Annotated in this window: 21 protein-coding genes; 1 reads left to right on the top strand and 20 read right to left on the bottom strand. The window is 62.3% G+C overall.

What is annotated here, in order from left to right:
• Positions 1-46 precede the first annotated feature (46 nt).
• The 3 genes from J3S28_RS27840 to J3S28_RS27850 all read right to left on the bottom strand — a co-directional run bounded on the left by J3S28_RS27840 (position 47) and on the right by J3S28_RS27850 (position 3532).
• The gene (locus J3S28_RS27840; protein WP_207844506.1) at positions 47-1564 is read right to left on the bottom strand and encodes an MFS transporter; all 1518 of its coding nucleotides are present in this window, start codon (positions 1562-1564) and stop codon (positions 47-49) included.
• 125 nt (positions 1565-1689) lie between these two features.
• Complete coding sequence (locus J3S28_RS27845; protein ID WP_207844508.1) at positions 1690-2685, bottom strand: phosphotriesterase family protein; 996 nt, start codon at positions 2683-2685, stop codon at positions 1690-1692.
• Between the two features lie 37 nt (positions 2686-2722).
• A complete protein-coding gene (locus J3S28_RS27850) occupies positions 2723-3532 on the bottom strand; it encodes an SDR family NAD(P)-dependent oxidoreductase (RefSeq protein WP_207844510.1) in 810 nt (269 codons plus the stop codon).
• A 91-nt stretch (positions 3533-3623) separates the two neighbouring features.
• Between J3S28_RS27850 and J3S28_RS27855 the strand changes: the two genes are divergently transcribed.
• Positions 3624-4394, top strand: coding sequence for an SDR family NAD(P)-dependent oxidoreductase (locus J3S28_RS27855; RefSeq protein WP_207844512.1), 771 nt, complete (start codon positions 3624-3626; stop codon positions 4392-4394).
• A gap of 8 nt (positions 4395-4402) precedes the next feature.
• Here the strand turns inward: J3S28_RS27855 and J3S28_RS27860 are convergent, their stop codons facing one another.
• The 17 genes from J3S28_RS27860 to J3S28_RS27940 form a co-directional block, all read right to left on the bottom strand.
• On the bottom strand, positions 4403-5290 hold the full coding sequence (locus J3S28_RS27860) for an SDR family NAD(P)-dependent oxidoreductase (protein WP_207844514.1): 888 nt from the start codon (positions 5288-5290) through the stop codon (positions 4403-4405).
• The gene (locus J3S28_RS27865; RefSeq protein ID WP_207844516.1) at positions 5287-6114 is read right to left on the bottom strand and encodes an SDR family NAD(P)-dependent oxidoreductase; all 828 of its coding nucleotides are present in this window, start codon (positions 6112-6114) and stop codon (positions 5287-5289) included. The genes J3S28_RS27860 and J3S28_RS27865 overlap by 4 nt, the downstream gene beginning before the upstream one ends.
• A complete protein-coding gene (locus J3S28_RS27870) occupies positions 6111-7040 on the bottom strand; it encodes a TIGR03621 family F420-dependent LLM class oxidoreductase (RefSeq protein WP_207844518.1) in 930 nt (309 codons plus the stop codon). Before J3S28_RS27870 ends, J3S28_RS27865 begins: the two co-directional genes overlap by 4 nt.
• A gap of 23 nt (positions 7041-7063) precedes the next feature.
• Complete coding sequence (locus tag J3S28_RS27875) at positions 7064-8047, bottom strand: alpha/beta hydrolase (RefSeq protein ID WP_207844520.1); 984 nt, start codon at positions 8045-8047, stop codon at positions 7064-7066.
• 3 nt (positions 8048-8050) lie between these two features.
• Positions 8051-8800, bottom strand: coding sequence for an SDR family NAD(P)-dependent oxidoreductase (locus J3S28_RS27880; protein WP_207844522.1), 750 nt, complete (start codon positions 8798-8800; stop codon positions 8051-8053).
• The gene (locus J3S28_RS27885) at positions 8797-9978 is read right to left on the bottom strand and encodes an LLM class flavin-dependent oxidoreductase (protein WP_207844524.1); all 1182 of its coding nucleotides are present in this window, start codon (positions 9976-9978) and stop codon (positions 8797-8799) included. Before J3S28_RS27885 ends, J3S28_RS27880 begins: the two co-directional genes overlap by 4 nt.
• 80 nt (positions 9979-10058) lie before the next feature.
• Positions 10059-10670 carry a hypothetical protein gene (locus J3S28_RS27890; protein ID WP_207844526.1) on the bottom strand — a complete coding sequence of 204 codons (612 nt, stop codon included), beginning with the start codon at positions 10668-10670 and terminating at the stop codon, positions 10059-10061.
• 54 nt (positions 10671-10724) lie between these two features.
• Entirely contained in the window at positions 10725-11354 is a 630-nt protein-coding gene (locus tag J3S28_RS27895) for a TetR/AcrR family transcriptional regulator (RefSeq protein WP_207844528.1), read from the bottom strand.
• Between the two features lie 130 nt (positions 11355-11484).
• A complete protein-coding gene (locus J3S28_RS27900; RefSeq protein ID WP_207844529.1) occupies positions 11485-12678 on the bottom strand; it encodes an ABC transporter substrate-binding protein in 1194 nt (397 codons plus the stop codon).
• 22 nt (positions 12679-12700) lie between these two features.
• Positions 12701-13414 carry an ABC transporter ATP-binding protein gene (locus J3S28_RS27905; protein WP_207844531.1) on the bottom strand — a complete coding sequence of 238 codons (714 nt, stop codon included), beginning with the start codon at positions 13412-13414 and terminating at the stop codon, positions 12701-12703.
• Positions 13407-14198 carry an ABC transporter ATP-binding protein gene (locus J3S28_RS27910; protein WP_207844533.1) on the bottom strand — a complete coding sequence of 264 codons (792 nt, stop codon included), beginning with the start codon at positions 14196-14198 and terminating at the stop codon, positions 13407-13409. The genes J3S28_RS27905 and J3S28_RS27910 overlap by 8 nt, the downstream gene beginning before the upstream one ends.
• Complete coding sequence (locus tag J3S28_RS27915) at positions 14195-15199, bottom strand: branched-chain amino acid ABC transporter permease (protein ID WP_207844535.1); 1005 nt, start codon at positions 15197-15199, stop codon at positions 14195-14197. Before J3S28_RS27915 ends, J3S28_RS27910 begins: the two co-directional genes overlap by 4 nt.
• Positions 15196-16068: a branched-chain amino acid ABC transporter permease gene (locus J3S28_RS27920; RefSeq protein WP_207844538.1), complete on the bottom strand. Its 873-nt coding sequence runs from the start codon at positions 16066-16068 to the stop codon at positions 15196-15198. Before J3S28_RS27920 ends, J3S28_RS27915 begins: the two co-directional genes overlap by 4 nt.
• A gap of 149 nt (positions 16069-16217) precedes the next feature.
• Positions 16218-17687 (bottom strand): aldehyde dehydrogenase family protein, encoded by a 1470-nt coding sequence (locus J3S28_RS27925; RefSeq protein ID WP_207844540.1) that lies wholly within the window; start codon positions 17685-17687, stop codon positions 16218-16220.
• A gap of 26 nt (positions 17688-17713) precedes the next feature.
• The gene (locus J3S28_RS27930) at positions 17714-18550 is read right to left on the bottom strand and encodes a mycofactocin-coupled SDR family oxidoreductase (RefSeq protein ID WP_207844542.1); all 837 of its coding nucleotides are present in this window, start codon (positions 18548-18550) and stop codon (positions 17714-17716) included.
• 5 nt (positions 18551-18555) lie between these two features.
• Complete coding sequence (locus J3S28_RS27935) at positions 18556-20136, bottom strand: class I adenylate-forming enzyme family protein (protein ID WP_207844544.1); 1581 nt, start codon at positions 20134-20136, stop codon at positions 18556-18558.
• Positions 20133-21674, bottom strand: a complete 1542-nt coding sequence (locus tag J3S28_RS27940) for an AMP-binding protein (RefSeq protein ID WP_207844546.1) — start codon at positions 21672-21674, stop codon at positions 20133-20135. The genes J3S28_RS27935 and J3S28_RS27940 overlap by 4 nt, the downstream gene beginning before the upstream one ends.

Here is a 21674-nt window from a genome sequence, read left to right on the forward strand (position 1 = left end):
TCAGAGACGGGGCCCCGAGTTCGTCGTGCTGACGATCAGTTGAAGATCAGTGCACGGCCGCTACATCGCCACCGGTTCGCACGTTCCGAACACCCTGGACACCTCCGTGCGGAATCAGGAAGGTCACAAGGAAGCTCACCACAGCACATATGCCAGCTATGGCGTACGCGATCGTGTAGCCGTCACTGGTGTAGAAGGCACCGACGGAGGAGACGATCAGATGACCGGCGAGCACGCCGAACACGATCTGAATCAACATGGACGTACCGAGGTTCTGCGCAACGTTGGCAATTGCCGCGCTGATCCCCTGCTTCTCCGGCGGGACCGCCTGGATCACCAGGTTGGGAAGACCACCGTAGGTTGCGCCCATACCGGCTCCGAACAGGACCAGCGCCACGGCGACATGCCAGGACTCCGAATGCCACAGCGCAAGGCTTCCCGCACCCAAAGCCAGCAAGATACAACCGATCCGAACCGGCACCCGGATACCCCAACGCCTCGCCATGCTGCCGCACAGCAGGCCGGACACCACCATCGCGGTACCCAACGGAACCAGGTAGACCGCCACACCCATTGCGTCGGTACCGAATCCGTAGGTTCCGCCGATCTCGCGAGGCGTCTGCACCATGCTCGGAACGATGGACGAGACTATCCCGGCAGTGGCATAGATGGTCCCCCCGACGAGCACTGTCGTCCAGACGGGCCGACTTTTGAGCAACGGTATTTCGATCAGCGGATCGGAGAATCGGCTATCCCATTTCAACCAGGCAACCATGCAGACGACTCCGAGGACCATGAAGGCAAAAAAGGTGATCGAGGTCCAGCCCCATTTGTTGGCTTCGCCCAGTCCGTAGATGATGAACGCGCCGCCCGCGCCGAGTAGCAGAGCACCTACCCAGTCCAGCTTGCTCTTGACGCGCAGCGGCGACTCCGGCACGAACAGCACCGCGCCGACGAGGCACACAGCGAGATAGATCGCGACAAACCAGAAAATCGACACTGCACCGTAATTGTCGATGAGCCAGCCCGCGAGGAGCGGCGCGAAAATGAACGTGGCGCCAAAGCCGGTGAACGTCACAGTCGCCGCGAAGGCAATCAGCTTCTTCGGGAATATGTCCCGAATCAGCGAATAGCCGAGAGCTGGTGCGATGAACATCAGACCCTGTAGGCCGCGGCCGAGTAGGAAGATTTCGTAGGTCGGGGCCATTGCGGAGACAACCGCACCGACGGCTGACAGTGCGCTGATGGTGATGAGTACCAGCCGCTTGCCCTTGAGATCGGCAAGTTTGCCGATGAAGGCCATCGCCACCGCCGACACCAAGGTCGGGATGGTGATGACCCAGCCGAGGTTGTCGGCCTCGAACTTCGCCCCGATACCGGGCAAAGCCGTGGCCACCAGGTTGTATGAGAACGCCGTGAGTTCGCCGAGCATGACGATCACGAACAGCGCGAGGAACAACTTGGGGGTCCACCCCCTGCCGTCGTCCTCATCGGTCGACAGATCGACTCCGGGCGGTTGAGTGTCCTTGGCGTCTTGTGATCTCGGTGACGATTCTGCGGTCATATGCACTCCTGGATGGAAGGTCGCCCGAGTGTGGCGTGGACCACACTGTATTTGAGCAAGCGCATGTTCGCAAGATCTAGTTGAGCAATTGCTTGTTATTCTGGCCTGGCCGCTCTCGTCGCCTGTCAGTAGCCACCTTGTACCCCGAATATCCGTTGCGGGTTCTCGATGAGCATTGTGTCGATATCACCCTGCTCCACACCGCATTTCAGTAGAGCAGGTACCACGTCCTCGGCGATGTGCGTCCATTTCCACCGGGGGTTCAAATGCCGCCGGCGGACTGGATCGGACATGTCGGAAAAGCATGAGGTGTCGTGGGAGAGCACCATCTTCGATGCGTAGCCACGGCGGCACATCTCGGCAACGATTTCGACGCGCTTGTCGAAACTGACCGTCTCGAGCCCAAATCGGTCCATACCGAGGTACGAGCCGCGATCAGCCAACGTCTGTAGGTACTCGTAATCGTCGGTATCGCCGGAGTGTCCGATCACCACCCTGCTCAGGTCGACGCCCTCGTCCGCGAACACCTGCTGTTGATCGAGCCCACGGCGCAGCCCGGAGTGGGTGTGGGTCGTGATCGGCACCCCGGTTTCCCGGTGCGCGAACGCGACCGAGCGTAGAACCCGTTCGACGTCTTTGGTCAGCCCGGCCTCGTCGGTCACGCATTTGAGGATCGATGCCCGCGCGGACGTCCCGGTCATGCCTTCGGTGATGTCGCGGACGAAGAACTCGGCCAGTCGGTCAGGGCCGCCGGCCGGCGTACCCGGCCCCCGATAGTGGAAGTACACGGGCAATTCGCTCAGTACGTAAGCACCGGTCGCGAGGATGATGTTGACCTCGGACTGCTCGGCGACCTTCACCACTCGTGGGATATACCGTCCGAGTCCGATCACCGTCAGGTCGACCAAAGTGTCGAAACCGGCCGCCTTCAGGTCCGACAGCTTGCGGACTGCGTCAGCAATCTGTTCGTCCTCACTCCACTGCTCCGGATAGTCCGGCCAATTCTGTTGCACTTCAGGGCTCGTCACGAAGATGTGCTCATGCATCAACGTGCGACCCAGATCAGCGATAGGCGCCGCTCCCGTCGCAGTGTCCACGGTGGCGCTGGTCGTCGTCGTCATACCCGTCTCCTTGTCCTCGACAACTGCCTGTAGCCGTTCACACCGGTGCCTGCGGATGAACGATGTCGTTCTGGGCGTGCCACGGTTGATGGGCGTGAAAACCACCGTCGACGGTGATCGTCTGCCCCGTGATGTATTTCGCCCCGGGACCAGCGAGAAAACAGATCACCGAGGCGAGATCCTCTGTCTCACCGAAGTCGTTCACCAGCAAATTGGCGTCGTAGGCTGCGAGCTTCTCCGACGAGAGATTCGTCTTCGCGGTGGGGCTCAGGATCAATCCACTGGCCACCGAGTTGACACGGATCCCCCGCTTACCATGTGAGGTCGCCACAGATCGGGTGAGCGAATACTTTGCTGCCATCGACGCGGCGTAGGCAACATGGACGGTGTCGCCTCGTAACCCCGACGTGGAGCCCACATTCACGATCGACCCGCCGCCACCGCGCAGCATCACCGGAATCGCATCTCGGATCGCCCAGACCGCACCATAGAAGTTCACGGCGAAGGTTCGGTCCCATGCTCCGTCGGGTGTGCTCTCGACGTTGATGTCCGATTCTTCGACCCCTCCGTACGCGACTGCGTTGTTCACCAGCACGTCGATGCGCCCGTACGCAGCCTCGGCACTCTTGATCAGCCGGTTCACGTCACCGGCGACTCCGACGTCCGCTACAACCGCAGTCACGTCGAACCCTTCGTCGGACAGCTCTGCGCGAACGCTCTCGAGCTTTTCTTCCTGGATGTCGTTGATCACCAAGCTGTTGCCTGCTCGGCCGAGTTGCTGCGCAACCGTTCGACCCACACCTTGCGCAGCTCCGGTGATCACCGCGACCTGGTTGTCCTTCGTCATGTGATTCCTCTCTGATTGATTCCGCTCAATCTAACTTACCCAAGCGCTTGCTTGGTATGCTCTTCGAGACCATCGACGAAAGGCAATTGACATGCTCGACTTCGACACCCGCTCCGGCGCGACCCTCGTCGCGGGCGGAACGGGCGGTATCGGTAGTGCCATCTGCCGCACCTTGGCCGCGCGCGGTAGCTCGGTGGTGTTCACCTACCGCAGCAATCAGCAAGCTGCCGAGACACTTTGCACCGATCTGCGGGCAGCCGGCGTGAAGGCGGAAGCAGTTCGCGTCGACCTCAACGACCCGGACGTGTGTGCCAGGGTGGCGCGTGACGTCGTCGATGCACACGGCGGGATCCACACCCTGGTCTACGCAGCGGGCCCGCACGTGCCGATGATCCATATGAGCCGGGTCAGCCCGGTGCAGTTTCGCCAGCAGATCGACACCGATGTACTCGGCTTCTTCAACCTGGTTCATCCAGTCCTGCCGATACTTCGTGAGGCCGGAGGGAGCATCGTCGCCGTCACCACGGCCGCCACGCGGCGATTCCCGGTACGGGACGGTCTGTCGTCGGTGCCCAAAGGGGCAGTCGAATCCCTCGTCAAAGCACTTGCAGCAGAGGAAGGCCGGTTCGGAATCCGAGCGAACTGCGTTGGGCCGGGCATGCTGACCGACGGAATGGCGACCCGGTTGATCGACTCGGGCGATCTGGACGAACGGGCGTTGGATGTGGCTCGAGCGAACATTCCGTTGCGCCGTTTCGGTGTCGCACAGGACATCGCCGAAGCAGTCGCATTCCTGGCGTCCGATCGCGCGGGTTTCATCTCGGGCCAGACCTTGGACGTCGACGGCGGATACGGGGTATGAAGTCGGACCTAGCCATCGCCGGCCTTCCGGACAGCACGAAGCGCTTCTTCGGACTCGAGAAAGACTGGGCGGTGGCCTTGCCCCGCGTAATGCGGGCCGATGCCCGACAGGCCACCGTCCGCCGCGATGTTCTGTCCGGTCACGTACGACGCGAGACCGGACAGGAGGAAGGCCACGCACGTGGCGATCTCAGAGACCGCTCCTCTCCTACCCATCGGAATCAGCTTCTCGAGTTCAGAGCTGTCCCCGTCGCCAGGATGCATGCGTGGTGAGTGGATGAGGCCCCAGCCCACCGAGTTGCATCTGATCCCGTTGCCCGCCAGTTCGATGGCCATTGTCCGGGTCATCGATTCCAATGCTGAACGTGCAGCTGCGTATCCCGAAAACCACGGCATCGCACGCGTCGCGTCTGCGACGGTGAGATTGACCATGGATCCACCCCCGACACCGGCGGCAATCAGTTCGCGGGCCACGATCTGGCACGTCCACAAGGCATAGTCGGTGTTGGTCTCCAGCGCCTTGCTCCACCCTTGCTTGGAGAGGTCGAGAAAGCCGCCGATCTCGGCCGGGGTCACCCCACCGATCACATTGACCAGGTGTCGCGTGACGAGTCGGCTGGTCCGCACCGTTTCCCGTAGCGTCTGCAAACCGTGTTCGGTCGCTACGTCCGCGACAACCGGTCGAAGGTCACCGTCGGCGCCGTACGCGCGCGCCAGCTCGTTCAACCGTCCTTCGTCCCGGTCGACCACGACAACCTGAGATCCGGACTGCAGCAGGAGCTTCACGACGGCAGTTCCCACCCCGCCGCCGGCTCCGCCGACGACGAGGGATTGGCTGCCCTCGCAACCGGGGAAGGTGTAGTTCGGGACCGTTGGAAGCCGCAGACGCCCGTTCACAGTGGCATCACCGATCCGCCGTTCACCCGAAGAATCTGACCCGTGATGAACGAGGCCTCACCACTGCTCAAGAACCGAACCACCGTTGCTATTTCTCTTGCGGTGCCGATGCGTTTCAGCGCGGTGGCGGCACACTGCTCTCGGTGGATACGCTCACGCGTCGCCGTGTCGATGGATCCGTCCACATTGCGGTAATGGTGGGCGGTCATCGCAGTGTCGATGTAGCCGGGAGAGACGGCGTTGACGCGGATGTTCCGAGCTCCCAACTCCATTGCCAGCGTTCTCGTGAGCTGCAGCACACCCGCTTTGGGAATCGTGTACGTACCGAGACCGGGCGCCAACGCATCAAGGGTTCCCGACGCGACATTGACGATGGCGCCGCCTCGCGCGGGCATGTGCGGGACGACGGCCCGGGCAGCTGTGATCATGCTCGCCAGATTCAATTGCCAGCCACGCAACATCGATTCCTGCGGCACATCCAGGATGTCGCCGCGGCCGGTGATCGCACCGGCAACGTTGGCCAGAACATCGACACACCCTGCCGTCGGCACACTTTCGTTGATCTTGCCCGTCAGTGCCGGGTCGTCGGTGACATCTGCGACCACGGCTCTCGCGCTGCCACCCCGCCGTGTGATCTCTCGGACGGAATCGTCGAGCCCGTCCGCGTCGATGTCTATGCATACGACCGATGCTCCGGCGACGGCGAAGTCCGAGGCGACCGCTCGGCCTATGCCGTGTGCCGCCCCGGTGACCACCGCGGTGAGACCGTGCATGGAGAACCGGCCGGAGGCGACCGCCGGTTCGGTGGCCTCCGGCCGGTTCACTGTCCGGCCAGTTTCTCGACCACAGGTATGAACGTCTCGAGATCTTTGTCGTTGTGGAGAACGAAGTAGTTCAGTCCGTGGTGATCTCGCCAGTACTGCAGCTTTTCGACCATCTCGCTGACGTCTCCGAGGAGCACCTGCGGCGTATCGTTCTGCCGGGAGATGTTGACAGCGCTCCAGTTCTCGGTGTCCTGCGGAATGCCGACCTGCTGAATACTTGTGCCGATCTCGATGTCGGAGAACCGGTCTCCTGCGGATTCGCGAATCGTCTCGATCTTGCCGAGAAACGACTCCAGTCCCCCGTCTGTGGCGTCGGGCGCCGTTCCGTCGGCCCGCACACGCAACGTCAGGTTGATGTAGTCGGCGTATCGCCCGGCAAGCCGAAGCATCTTCGGTCCGCCACCGGGGAAGATCATCTTGGGAAACGGCTTCTGCACAGGCTTGGGCTCCTGGATGAGTTCGTCGAGTTGGTAGTACTCGCCGTCGTACGAAAAAGCACCCTCTCCCCAGACGCCGCGCAGAACGTCCAGCGCCTCCACGAACCTATTGAACCGGACCTTGGGTGTGTCGAACGTCAGTCCGGCGCGGTCGTAGTCTTCTCGCATCCACCCCGTCCCGAGACCGACATCGACTCGTCCGTCGGACAAGACGTCAAGGGTGGCAAGTTCTTTGCCGAGGACCACCGGATGCCGGTAGTCGTTGGAGAAAACAAGCGTTCCCACTCGCAGCGTCGTTGTTGCGGCGGCCGCTGCGGCCAGGCCGGCAATCGGCGCGAACCGTGGGCCCACGAAGTGGTCGGGCATGAGCAGATTGGTGAAACCGGCCTGTTCGACCAGTCGAGCTCGTTCGGCCCAGGCACGTCCTGAGTCGGCCTTGCGGACGACCACACCGAATTTGAACGGCTTCACCTGGTTTGTGTCTGACATTCTGGCGTCCAATCTGTTGTCCGTCAGTCGACGGAATCTGTGGTGTCGGTGAATCGGCGAATAGCGTCGAGCACGCCGCCGACAGCACGCCGACTGGACCGTGTCCAAGGCGCGACCCCGGTAAATCCATGCGGTACTCCCGCGAAGCTATGAAGCTCGGTCGGCACCCCGGCGCGCCGCAGGCGGAGCGCATAGTCGACCGCCTCATCGTGAAGGCAGTCCAACCCGGCTGCGACCACCAGTGCCGCGGGCAGGTCGGTGAGATCTTGCGCTGCCGAGGGCGATCCGTAGTCCGGCGGGTTGTGGCGCCGCTCCCCTAGGTAGTGATCCCAGCAATGCCCGGCGTCGCGGGCGTTGAATATCGGTGAGTCTGCCAAGTCACGCATCGACTGCGACGATGTCGTCGAATCGATGAACGGATAGAGCAGAATCTGACCGTTGAGCCCAGGTGTGCCCTCGTCGCGGAACCTCAGGGCAACGGCTGCGGCCAGACCCGCCCCGGCACTCGCTCCACCGATGATCACGGGCCCGTTACCGAGAGCACGCAAGCCGGGCGGTCGGTTCCCGACCACCGAAAGTGCCACACTGTGGCAATCTTCGAATCCGCGGGGAAACGCGTGTTCGGGTGCCAGTCGGTAGTCGACGGACACGACGCCGATACCGAGTCGCGCGGCGAGATGCGCGCACAGAGCATCGTCTTCATCAGCCGACCCGACCACGTATCCGCCGCCATGCATCCAGATCAGAGTGGGAGCATCGTGCCGACGATTGTCGGACAAGTGAATCCGCAGGGGAACCCGATGTCCGTCGGCAGAAACAACGTCGTCGGCCAGCACGAGGGAAATGTCCTGCGACCGGGCCGGGGCGTCCATCGTGGCGCGAGCTGCCGCGAACGCAGCACGCTGCGCTGCCGGGTCGCTGAACTGCAAAGGCGGGAAACCTTGGACGACCGCGGTGAACTCGGGGTCCAGGACCTGGGGTGGTGAGTGTTCATCGATGCTGGTCATGCTTCACCTCACCCCCACCGAGCCGCCGTCGACGACCAGGTCGGTTGCAGTCATGAATGACGATTCATCCGATGCCAGGAACACCGCGGCTTCAGCGACCTCTTCCGGCTCGCCGACCCGTCCCATCGGAATGGAGGTCCATGTGTCCGCGTCATGTTGCTGGTCCTCGGGAACGGAAAGCCCCAACATCGGACCGGCTATCGCCCCCGGGACCAGACAATTGACCCGGATCTGGTGCTTCGCGAGCTCCGCCGCGGCAGCCCGCGTGACACCGCGCAGACCCCATTTCGTCATGCTGTACGCGCTGTGATCGATGTGGCTGACCATGCCCGCCACCGACGACACATTGATGATCGACCCCCCACCTGCATCGATCATCGGCGTTGCCACGCTCTGGATTCCGAAATAGGCACCCTTCAGGTTGACCGCGAAGATGGCATCCAGCGAGTCCTCCGTCTCCTCGAGCACTGGCCGGGTCCAGTATCGAGCGGCGTTGTTCACCAAGACGTCGAGTCCACTTATCAGATCGAGCGCTTTGGAGACCGCGGATGACCACGAATCCTTGTCCGTGACGTCCAGCGGAACGAAGTGCACCTGCGCACCGAGTTCGTCTGCCGTGCGGCGGCCGAGTTCCTCGTTCAGATCTGCGATGACGACCTGCGCACCTTCACGCGCGAACGCCCTGGCTTCCGCGGCCCCCTGCCCTTGCGCACCGCCCGTGATGAATGCTCGCTTTCCGGCCAGTCGCGTCATACCGCCACCGTGATGGATGCACGGCTTTCGACAGGAGTCCGGAAATGTGGGATGACGTGCTCGCCCCACGCTCTGATGGTCTCCATGCACACCTCTTGAGGGACCGTTCCCATTTGGATCAGGCAGAGAACCTCGTCGACTCCGATCCGTTCGAGATTCTCGACATAGGCAATCGCGTCCTCGACGGTGCCATACGCGTGGTCGACGTTGTAATTGGCTGCGGCCAATGAGCGTTCGGAGTACTGGGGACGATCGCCGCGATCAAAGGCCGCCTCTTCGGCCGCAGCTTTCGCCTTCATGTAGGCGATGTTGTCGTCGTCGACGGTCGCACCGGTCGGCGGTTTCGCGCCACCGAGATGCCAGTACCCGATGGACTCACCGAAGAATCGCTGCCCCCGCGCGCCGATCTCTTTCGCGCGCTGGGCATCATCCTGGACGATGGTCGGGCACAATGCGACGAAGTGATTGTTGACCACGTCGGAGACGAGATTGCTGCCGTCCCGTTCGGCTACCCGGTCCCAGTAGAGCTTGTGCTGCATGGCAACGCTGTCGAGCCCCCCGAAGCCGAAAACCAGTGCGCCGACTCCGAGTTCAGCCGAGTGGACCACCGTATCGGGTTTGGTGCTGGCCAGGAACAAGGGTGGATGCGGATTCTGGATCGGGCGGGGCAGAATCCGCAGAGGTGAGTTTCCCTCTGGCGCCTTGATATCGAGAAGTTCGCCGTGGTACTCGAAGTCGTCCGACCGCCACGCCGACGCGATGATCCGAAGCGCCTCTTCGACTTCTGCAGCCGTCTTGGACGGGTCGACGTTGCACATGGCGGCCTCTTGGAGCGTCCCACCTCGGGCTGCGCCGAGATTGAGGCGACCATTCGAGAGCACGTCGAGCATCGCGGCGCGCTCTGCCACCCGGGTCGGGTAATTGAAGTTGAACGGCATACATACGGCGCCGTGCCCCAAGCGAATACGGGTGGTCTTCGCCGCCACTGTCGCCAAGAAGAGTTCCGGCGCCGACATGTGGGAGTAGTGCTCGAGACCATGATGTTCCACGGCCCAGATCCCGTCGAAACCCATGTCTTCGGCGAAGACCGCCTGTTCGATGGAATCGTGGTAGGTCTGCCGCTCCTTCTCTGGCGTCGGATCCGCGATCTGGGCTTCAAAGATCATGGAGAACTTCATGGACACACTCCTTAGTTTGCTCAAGCGCTTGTTTTATCTTGCTCATAAGTTGGTTCCGCACAGATCGGGAACCGCCCCTGTTACTTCTGGCGCAGTGATCGACCCGCACCCGCGAGGGTGACGACTCGACGCGCAAGCAGTCCGACTTCGGAAACCAGCGTCACGTCATCGAACGACGAACCTGAATCCGACTCGCAGACCGAGGCCTGACGTCTCCCGATGGCGATGCCGCTACCGACGACATACCCACCACGCTCGTGCACCAGCCGCCTCATGACGGCCAGGTCCGCAAGATTTATTGCTGACGTCTCGCCGACGACCATCAAACCCACCGCAGCACTACGTATCACGTCGACCGAGGCCACGTAGTCGATGACCTGGCCCAGTTCGCCGACGGAAGATGGCGAGGTGCCGGATTGGAATGCAACGACAACACCTCCGTCACCACGCTCGAAGCCAGACCCCACCGATCCCGTAAAGGGCGAATACACGGCGTCCACCAACGCATGCGCCGAGGACATCCGGTCACCGAGGGCGGAGAACACGTGAACTGCCAGCCCGACGTCGCCGATCGAACGTCGTCGACTGATCTGTAGCGCGGAGGGAACCAGCCGAACCTGCGAGACCTGTGAGATCTCAGTTGACTCCGGCCGAGGTGTATCCGACATCAAGAGCGCTGACGAAACGGGCATTGGCTTCCTCCATCACTGCGGGTACCACCATGTAACCGCGATCACAGAGTCTCGTCAAGAGGCAGTGTGTCTCACGAGATCGGTTGTGGCGGACAACGCGGCCCACCACATCGCAGCCATGACACCGGCGGCCTGATCGAGATCAAGGTCCGAATCCCTCCGCGCCCACACCTCGAATGTGCCCCTGAGCTGGGTGAAAAGTAGTTCCGCGAGAAGCATTGCCTGCTCGGGGGGCCGGCCGGGCCCACGGGTCAACGCGTCGGCGATGCGATTGGTCTCGAACTCGAAACTTCGTTGCCGGCGTAGTTCGATATCGCGTTCGGCAGACGCCGCCTCGCCCACGATCACCGAAACGTCTCGCGTTTTGCGCCACATAGCGAAGGCATCAGAAAGCCAGGTCCGCAAGCTCTCCTGATCTGGATCCGCCAGCAGACCACTCAACTCGGCAAACGATTCTCGATACGTCTCATCGAGCTCGTCGAGGCACGCCTCCACCAGCTCCGCTTTCGACTTGTAATGCCGATAGAACGTCGCGCGCGTCGCACCGGCAGCGGACGTGATGTCCGAAACAGACGTCGACTGATACCCGAGCTCGACGAAGCACTGCAACGCAGCCTCCTTCAGCCGCTGCCGCGTCAGCTCTTTCTGCTGATCACGCATATTTCCGCGTGCTTCGGTTGCCATTGCCTACCCATCGATCGGTTCGACCCAGCGTAGCCGACCAGGGCGAAGCCACCGGCCTGCGAGCAGCTGCTCGTCGTCGGGCCGGGGTGATGCCCTCGGGCGTTGGGTCACCCAGCGCTGGGGAGCACCCTCATCCCTCGTCGCGCGGTGCGATCGTGAAGGTGTCTTTGATGGAGCCCTCGCCGGCAAACGATTGGGCGACCATCTGGTGGCCCAGGAATTGCGCTCCATCCGAGTGATATACGGGTGCACACGCTCCGTCCTCCCATTCGATGGACCGCATGCTCGATGCCACCTTCTCGTGGTCGGAGGCCGTGCCGGCATCCTCGATAGCTGCAGCGAGAAACCGAACGGAATCGTAGACCTGAGTCGCCGACGGGGTCGGAATCGACCCGTACTTCGCCTGGTAGTCGGCAGCGAACTGACGACCGGCCTCGCTCTCGCCCAACGCGGGAGCACAGGGCACGACGCCGTTCAACGGTTGTATCGCCGGGCCCTCGACCAAATTGTTGGCCGCGACCAGCGGCGCCGAGTTCCCGCCGATCACCGGTGTGTCGATGCCGTTCTGCCTCATCTGATTCATTTGCAGAGCAAGAACATTCGGGAACGTCCATGACAGGATCACATCGGAATCCCGAAGATCGAGGACGGTCCCGGTGAGATCGGTGACCGTCGGCGCGACATATCGGACCGTGCCCGTCTGCAAGCCGGCCTCCTCGATCGCCTTCATGGAGTTCTCGGTGGACACCCGACCGAAGGTCTCGTCCGTCGCGATGATCCCGATTCGCTTCGCCCCAAGACTCTGCGCCAACGCGACCGCATTGGTCGCGCGCGCATTGTCGTCAGGGTTGATCGAGAACAGCCACTCACTGCCCGCCTCGGCCCCACGTGCGAGCTTTCCGTCGCTGCTGACGTGGATCATCGGAATTGCGGCGGAGTCCACATCGCGGGTCAGCGCCTCGAGCGAACCCCCACCCGGAAACCCGATGATCGCGCTGGGGTTCTCGTCTGCCGCCTTGAGAAAAGCGGTACGTGCAGCCTGCGGATCTGTGACCGAGGCGGGAATACGCTGGTATTCCAGGGGCTTCCCCAGGACGCCACCGTCTTCGTTGACCTTTGCAATAGCCATCTCGGCGCCATTGTTGTAGTCATTCAGCGCGTTGTTGGAGTCACCCTTCACCTCGATCAGCCCGACGATCGAGGCTCCGTCCTCATCGGAAGGCTCGGACTCAGCGGAACAGGCTGTCATGACCAGAGCCAGGCCGGTGACGGCGGCGGCCAGGACACGAACTCGTCCCCGACCACTGATTACTCGTGTAGACATTGTCTCTATCTCCTCAGAATCGCTAGCTGTTCTCGACATCGGATTGACCCAAGTAGCTGGCCATGATGGACGACCGATCGGACAAGTCGGTGCAGTCGCCCGACATGACGATGTGTCCTTCCGCCAGGACGTAACCTCGATGCGAAAGGGACAACGCGTCGGTGGTGTTCTGCTCCACCAACAAGATCGGCGTTTCCGTGGCCACCTCGGCGAGGGCCTTATACACCGCCGAGACAACCGCCGGCGCCAGGCCAAGCGACGGTTCGTCGAGCATCAACAACCTCGGAGCCGCAATCAGGGCCCGGCCCAGCGCGACCATCTGTTGCTCGCCGCCCGACAACGCGAAGCCCCGACGTTTACGCATCTCTGTCAGCTTCGGAAACAGGTCGTACACGTCGTCGAGTGAGTATTTCGCGGCGCGGCCTGCGCGCGCGATCTCGCCGATTCGTAGGTTCTCATGCACCGTCAGGGTCGGAAAGACATGTCGCCCTTCGGGTACATGGATCAGACCTCGTCGTCCCAGTTCCGGGGTTCCGATGCCGGCAACGTCGTCGCCGTCATACCGGATGGTTCCGTCGCAATAGGCCAGCTGAGAGATCGAACGCAGAATCGATGTCTTTCCAGCACCGTTGGGCCCGAGTAGGCACACGACCTCGTTTTCGGAAACCTCGAAAGAGACGCCCTTCACCGCATGCGTCGCCGTATACCGGACGTGAAGTCCGTTGACCTCAAGCATCGCGGGCCACCCCCAAGTAGGCATCTATCACGCGAGCGTCGGACCAGACCTGTGACGGGGAGCCATCGGCAATCAGCCGACCCGATTCGAGCACCAGAATGCGATCGCACAAGGCATCGATGAAATCGATCTTGTGGTCGACGACCATGAGTGTCACACCCTCAGAACGAAGCTCTTTCAACAGCGCAGCCAGCGATATCGTCTCGGCGTCATTGAGCCCTGCGCTGGGTTCGTCGAGCATGAGAACCCCTGGAGCACCGACGATGGCGCGTGCAAGTTCGCACATACGCTGCTCACCGTAGGTGAGGTCGCCGGTCGGCCGGGTACTTGCTTCGTCCAAACCCACGCGCCCGAGCGCGATCTGGGCATTCTTCAATCGACGGCGCTCGCTCTTCCACATCGCAGGACGCCACAACCAGGCGCCCACAAGCCCCCGGGCCTGAGTATCGACGTCGCCAAGCATGACGTTGTCGAGACACGACAACTCACGGGACAGCTGCGGAGCTTGATAGACACGGGCGAGTCCGGCGCGACGCATTGGTCCCGGGCGACCGGTTGACATCGCCTTGCCGACGATGCTGATCTGCCCGCGGGCCGGCACGACGCCACCCAACGCGTTGAGAAGTGTTGTCTTGCCGCTTCCGTTGGGACCCACCAGGCCGACGATCGCTCCTCGCTGCAAGGCGAAGGACACGCCATTCAGTGCCCGCACCCCACCGAAGCGAACCGAGATGTCTGCAGCGGTCAGCACGGTTTCGGCGCCGCCGTCCGACTGGGCGGTCATGCGATGTCCTCGCGAGTCCTCGCGACAGGTCGATACCCGAGGGTCCGCACCTTGTCGATCACGCCGATCAGCCCACCCGGGAACACCAGAATGACGACGAGAAGAAGCGCACCGTAGATGACGGACATGTACTGCTCCAGACCCGACAGTAGTTCGGGCACGGCCACATAGAACGCTGCGCCGATGAGCACGCCCCAGTGCGACGCCAAACCGCCGAGAAGGACAATGAGAAAAAGACCGATCCCGAGATCCAGCCCGAAGGAATCGACTCCGATGAAGCCTTGCCAGTGTGTGATGAGTGCGCCGGCGAGACCACCGACAGCGGAACCGAGTACGAACATCTTCATTCGTAGCGAATCGACCGAGACACCGACCGAGCGGGATACCGTAGGAATTTCCCGAACCGCGTTGAGCTGACGAGACAGCGGAGATCGACGAATCCAGATGGACAGCAGAAGGACAGCCGCAAGAACTGTCCCCAACAGCCAGAACACCTCACCGTCGGTCCGCAGTTCCTGGCCGAACACCATCGGATAGCTGACACCGGTGATGTTCCCGTTCACCCCGGTGAACGTAGATGTCCTACCGAACACCACCGTGCCGATCTCGGCGACGGCCAGAGTCCCCAGCGCGAAGTAGAAGTGCTCGGTTCGCCAGAGAACAGATCCGATCACCACCGCCATAGACACGGTCAGTCCGACTCCGCCGAGAACACACAGGACGAAGGGCAACCCTCGATCGTCGAGATAGGCGGTGCCGTAACCTCCAAGGGCCATCATGAACGTCTGCGAGAATGCGAATCTCCCACCGAGCGCGAAGATCCAGTAAAAGCCGAGTGCGGCGATCGAGTAGACGACCCACAGATTCAGTAGGTTGACGGAGCTCCCTGTGCTGACCAGCTGAGATACCACCGCGACGAGCAGCAGGACTACGCCGAGAGTGATGTAGTGTCCGCGTTCGTAGAGCCGTATGCCCTCGTGAGAGCGGTTCTTGAAGATCACAGTCGCACCTCGGATTTGCCCAACAGCCCCTGCGGCCGCAGTGCGAGGACGGCAAGCATCGCTATGTACGGAAGTATCACCGCGTAGTCCTGGAATATGTAGCCGCCCAGCAGATACTGGATGGCTCCGATCGCCATCGACCCGAGGACGACACCCCACAGATTGCCGAAACCCCCCAGTACCGCCGCCGCAAAGGCGGCCAGCATTATCGAGAATCCGAAGTTCAGGTCGAGGCTCGACAAGGGTGCGACCAGGATTCCGGCCAGCGCGGCGAGCGCGGCCGACATTCCCCAAGCTACAACACTGATGCGGCCGGTTCGGATGGCGTAGAGCTCGGCGGTTTCACGATCACTCGCCAGCGCTCGCAATTGTCGACCAAAGCTGGTGTAACCAAACAACCAGACCACGGCTCCGACACATACCGCACTCACCGCGATGATGAGGATCCGCTGCCCCGAGATGGAAGCACCGAAGACCTCGATCACAGAACCATCTACCGGCGACGGAAGCCGCTGCGGCGTACTACCTTGCCACAGGGAGATGATGGCCCGAATGACCAGCGCTGCGGCGAGTGTCGCGATGAGCACCGTCAGATGCGGCCTCCGGCGCAGCGGCGCGTATGCCAGTCGCTCGAGCAGCACACCTATCGCGAACATGACGACGACGGCGGCCAAGTAGCCGAGCACAGTGTTCATGCCGACGTCCACCAAGAACCACAGAGCGACGTATCCGCCGAGAGTGATGAGATCACCGTGCGCGAAATTGACCACGCCGGTGGCTTTGTACAGAACGAGAAAGCCCAGGGCCGCGAGCGCGAGGACTGCACCGTAGGCAGTCGCACTGAAGGCCAAGGCGACGAAGGTATCCACCTAGTCCCTTCCTAAACCAAGCGCTTGCTTGGTTGATAAAGCCGAAGGTAGTGCGCGTCACAGAGAAAGTCAATTCATGCGCGTCCGACCGGAAGATCGCGAATGTTTGTGAATGACAAAGTGATCCGAGATCACTCACCCGACGGCGTTCAGCCGTACTCGATCCAGACGCTCTTTCGTTCGAGCCATTCGTCCAGGGTCTGCGGTCCGTTCGACGTTCCGATACCGCTTTCCTTGTGACCTCCGAAAGGCAGTGCCCAGTGCAAGCGCCGGTAGGTGTTCACCCACACCGTGCCCGCATCGAGTCCTGTGATCATCCGCTGCGCCCGAGGAAGATTCTGAGTCCAGACACCGGCGGCCAATCCGAAGGTGCTGCCGTTGGCGATGTCCAGTGCTTCTGCCTCGTCCGAGAAGCGGAGTGCAACGGCGACTGGACCGAAGACCTCCTCACGGCAGATCTGCAGACCTGGATCGTCGGTGGTCAGAAGGGTTGGCTCAATGTAGTAACCACTGGCCAAATCCTTATTGCGCGAGAACAACTCAGGGCCTGACCGTCCCCCGAAGGCAAGCTTGGCCCCGTCCGCCTGTGCACTCTCGATGTATCCCCTGATCTTGTCGAACTGCACTCGCGAGACCACCGGACCCATGTCGGTCCCGGCATCAGGGGGGCTCCCGAGGGTCATCTGCGAGGCACGGAGTCGAACCTCTTCGATGAATTCCTCGAATATGCTGTCCTGTATCAAGATTCGTGATCCAGCGATACATGCTTGACCGGCACTGGCTGTGAAGATACCTGCGGTGACACCGGCAACGGCTGCATCGATGTCTGCGTCGGCGAAGACGATGTTGGGTGACTTCCCGCCCAACTCCAGCGACAGGGCTTTGAGGTTCCCTGTCGAGGCCTCCGTGATTCGCCGACCGGTTTGGGTTGAGCCGGTGAAGCTGATCATTCGGACGCCATCATGCCGTGCCAGCGCGTCGCCGGCGCTCGCCCCCTCCCCGGTGACGATGTTGACGACACCTGCCGGGATACCTGCTTTTGCTACGAGTTCAGCGGCGGCCAGAACCGAGACCGAGGCTATCTCAGGTGGCTTGACCACCAGCGTGTTTCCGGCCGCCAGTGCTGCTGTGGCCTTGGCCAGGAACATCGCCAGGGGTGCGTTCCACGGGATGATCAGGCCGACGACTCCGTATGGTTCACGCACCGTGTAGGTCGACGCCGTAGGTGACACCGACACGGTGGTTCCCGTGATCGTCTCCGCGAGACCGGCGACATACTCCATCTGCATCGCGGCTCCGGCGATGGCCGGTTCTGCCTCGCGTCTGGGACGGCCGTTGTCAGCGGCGTCCAGACGCCACAGGGTGTCGAGGTTGTCGCGGACCAATCGTGCCCAGCTCCGCAGGTGCGCGGCTCGCTGGGCCGGTGCCGTCTCGCGCCATGCGGGCAGTGCCCGTGCGGCGGCGCGGACCGCGACATCGATGTCAGAGGCACCACCAGCCGGAATCCTGGCCCAGGTCCGACCGGTCGACGGGTCGATGCTGTCGATCCATTCGTTATCGATAGCCGGGCAACCCCGGCCGTCTATCAACTGCAGGTGGTCCGTGATGTTCGTTGCCATGAAGGGCCTTTCGGTGATGCGGAAACTCACGCCGAGGATCGCGCCGAGGTCCCCGCGTTGACGTCCAGGACGCTGCCGGTGATGTGTGGAGTGTCTGGTCCGATCAGGAACATCACGGCGGCCGTGATCTCTTCCGGCTCCAGGAGCGCCACCGGTTGCACGTGGTGCTCGAGTAACAACGACTCCACGTCGGACCATTGCGGGTCGGTCAGATCCGGGCGCAGGGCGCGATACAGACCGGCGTTGTGCACCATCGGTGTCGAGGTGTTGCCGGGAGCCACGGCATTCACCGTCACCCCGAACTGGGCGAGATCCAACGCCGCTGCTTTCACAAGACCGATGACACCCCACTTCGATGCCACGTAAGCCACCGACCCCGGCACGGGAACACGGCCCTGGTTGCTGGCTGTTACAACGATTCTGCCGTAGTTCTGGGCGATCATGTGTGGACTGACCGCGCGGAGGCAGTGAAATACACCGGACAGGTTGCTTCCGATGACCTCGTCCCAGACATCGATGTCGGCGTCCTGAATCGAGCCGCCGCCATGCACTCCTGCGTTTGCCACCAGAACGTCGACACGGCCGAACGTGGCGACCACTTCATCGACCATCGCTTCCGTCTGCGCGAAATCCGAGACATCACACACGACCGACAATGCTCGGGAACCGGTCGCCCGAACAAGGCCTTCGGTGTACGCGAGGTCGTCTTTTGTCCCGAGTGGATATCTGATGGCAGGGTTGTCGGAGCAGCGGTCCACGAGCACCACATCGGCACCCCTTTCCGCCGCGGCCTGGGCGTGCGAACGCCCTTGTCCTCGGGCCCCACCGGTCACGATCACAACCTGACCCGACAGTGATCCCATACCCGTCACCGTCGCCCGGACGTGGCAGCGAAGACGTTGGAATAGTCTTCGATCAGTTTTCGCCGCAACAGCTTTCCTCGACCACCCGAGCCGTCGACTGCGTGTGGCAACGAGTCCGCGACCACAATGCGATCCGGCCGGGCAGCCCCTGGCAGAGATTCGTCAAGGCGTCGTTCCACATGGGCGATGACAGCCTCCTGGTCGCCTCGGATCGAGATGACCAGCAGGATGTGCGTCCGACCGGTGTCATCGCCGATACCCACCGCACCGGCCTCGAGTACCCCCGGGACTCTCGATGCCACATCCTCGATCTGCGTGGGCAAGGTCATCGCGCCGTCGCGCTCGATGGCATCGGCCCGACGGCCCAGAACCGTCACCCGGCCCTTCTGGTCGATCGAACCGACGTCACCACCGATGAACCAGCCATCGACCAGTGCCTGCTCGGTCGCTTCTGGCCGGTTCGCATAACCCACCGTCACATGGGGTCCGCGGATCTGGATCTCACCGACCTGGTCGACAACCGGCTGCCCACCGCCGTCCACCACTCGTACCGCGCCGCCGAATCGGGCACGACCGACAGCACCGCCGGCGACGTCGTCGTCACCGGCGCGCCCGATCACGCTGTAAGGCGCTTCCGTCTGTCCGTAGTATCCGTACAGGTCGAGCTGCGGCAGTCGTTCGTGGATGCGCTCCTGCAGTGCCGGTAGGAGGGGTTCGCCTCCGAGCATGGCAACCCGCAACGACGTGAGGTCGATGCCGCGGTGCCGATCGTCGGAAAGTAGCTCACCGAAGAAACTCGGCGTGACGCTGATGTGCGTGATCTTCTCTCTGGGAACTGTTTCGAGAAACTGCTCTGGGCCGAAGTTCTCCTCGAGGACGAGTCGGAGTCCGGCAGCCAGAGCGGGCGCCGCCACCGCGATGAAGCCCACACCCCAGATGATCGGACCCGTCCCCAACGATCCGTCCTGTCCGGTGGGAACGTCGACCCATAGATCGCGGGCCACCGCGAGTCCGGAGGCATGCGTGTAGATGACCGCCTTGGGCAGCCCGGTACTCCCCGACGTGAAAAAGAGTGCCAGCGGGTCGGATCCGGAGGCCCCTAGGTGCGGTGCATCGACCGACGCCTTGGCCGTGAGCCCGTCCAGATCGGTAGCGGATTCGACCGCCTCTGCCGCCGCCCCGGTTCTGACCCACTGCTCGATCAACGGAAAGTGCGGTCGGAGGCGGTCGACCACGGCATCGAACTCGGAGTCGTAGACAAAGGCGGTGGCCTCGATCTCTGCCACAATCGCCTGGAGGGTCGGCTCGTCCCAGTACGGGTTGAGCGCGCACAAGACGCTTCCGATCTTGTTCTGCGCCAGATAAATCTTGGCGACCGACAGCGTCGAGCTCAGTAGCGTTGCCACTCGCGCGCCGGGTTTGATGCCGGCCGCGAGAAGGGCGTTCGCCACGCGATTGACATCGTCGTCGAGATCTTTGTACGAGATGCTTACGGTGCCATGGACCAGAGCGATACGGTCCGGACCGCGATCTCGCTGGGCGGTGAGCACCGAGTAGCCGAAGTTGGCGTACGGGTTCGTGGTCATGCTTGCCTCCTTTGGGCTTCTGCGGTGGTCACCGCGGCGCCCGATCCCGGGTAGCCGCCACCGCCGTATTGCTCGTCGAGCAGGTCGTAGTCGGCGGCATAACCTAGCTTCGGAATTGCCTCGACGAAGATCACCGAGCGAGGTTTCTTGTACGACGCAGCATGGGATCGAACGTGATCGATGACGCCGGCCTCATCGACTACAGCGTCTTTGTCGGCCACCACCACGGCCACAACCGACTGCCCCCATCGAGAATCAGGCACTCCGATCACCGCTGCGTCGAGAACTGCCGGATGTCCTGTCAGCACGCGCTCGACGTCGGCTGGGTAAATGTTCTCTCCCCCGGACTTGATCATCCGTGCCTTCGGACCGATGAACGTGATGGTGCCGTCCGCTTCCCGTCGGCCGAGATCGTTGGTGTGGTACCAACCATCTCGAAATCGCTCACTGTTCAACTGGGGTCGGTTGAAGTATCCGTCGAAGAGGTGCGCGCCTCGGGCGACCATCTCCCCCGTCTGTCCGGCAGGTACCTCCACACCGTCGTCATCCAGGATGCGGATCTGACACAGCGGGCTTGATCGGCCGTGTGTTCCGATCCCACCCGATCCGAGTGCGTGGAAGGTCAGCATCCCCCCGACCTCGGTCTGACCATATCCCGCGTTGGACAGGCCCCAGGGGCTGTCATCAGGAGTGATCATCTGATCCCACTCACTACCGACGGGACTGAACCGTAGGCTGGAGAGGTCGAACCGACGGTCCTGGTTCACCGCCACCATCTGTTCGATCATGAGCCCAAAGAGCATTGCACCAGTGCACTTCTCAGTATCGATGAGTCTGCAGGCAGACTCGGCATCGAACTGGGCCATCATCACGTTGGTCCCGCCGAAGACCATCGCAGCGCAGGCAAACATCACCGTACCGATGTGGAACAAAGGTCCACTATTCAAGAAGACGAAGTTGTCGTCGACCCGCCGTTGCACCCCGAGAGACATCGCGTGCGATACCAAGGCGCGATGCGACAGCAGGGCGCCGTTCGGGCGGCCCTGGAAGGCAGCCGTATACAGCAGGAGCACTGGTTGTTCTCCGGTTACGAAATCAGGAAGCAGCCCGTTGGTCCCACTCTCGAGTAGCAACTCGTACTCGTCGTCTGCCCCGCTCCGGCTTGCTATCCACTCCGAGCCGGGCACCTTCCGGCCGTCGAACAGTGCCGGATCAAAGATCACAACGCGAGGTTCCAGATCGTCGAGCACGAACGAGATCTCATCGGGACTCTGGCGCCAGTTGATCGGGCAGAGCACCGCCCCTATCCGGCCTGCGGCGACCAACAGTTCCAGGACCCGATGAGAGTTCGCGCCCAGCCACAGAATTCGGTCTCCGGCAGTCACGCCTCGATGGCCCAGAGCGCGGGCGAGGCGCTCGGTACGGCCCCCGAACTCGTCATACGTGAAACGGCGGTCTCCGTCGACCAGGGCGAGCGCGCCCGCCCGGCCGCGACGGTTCTCGTCGACGACATCGGGTAGTGACAATGACGTGTGCAC

This window comes from Williamsia soli, assembly GCF_017377795.1.
GTDB lineage: Bacteria > Actinomycetota > Actinomycetes > Mycobacteriales > Mycobacteriaceae > Williamsia > Williamsia soli.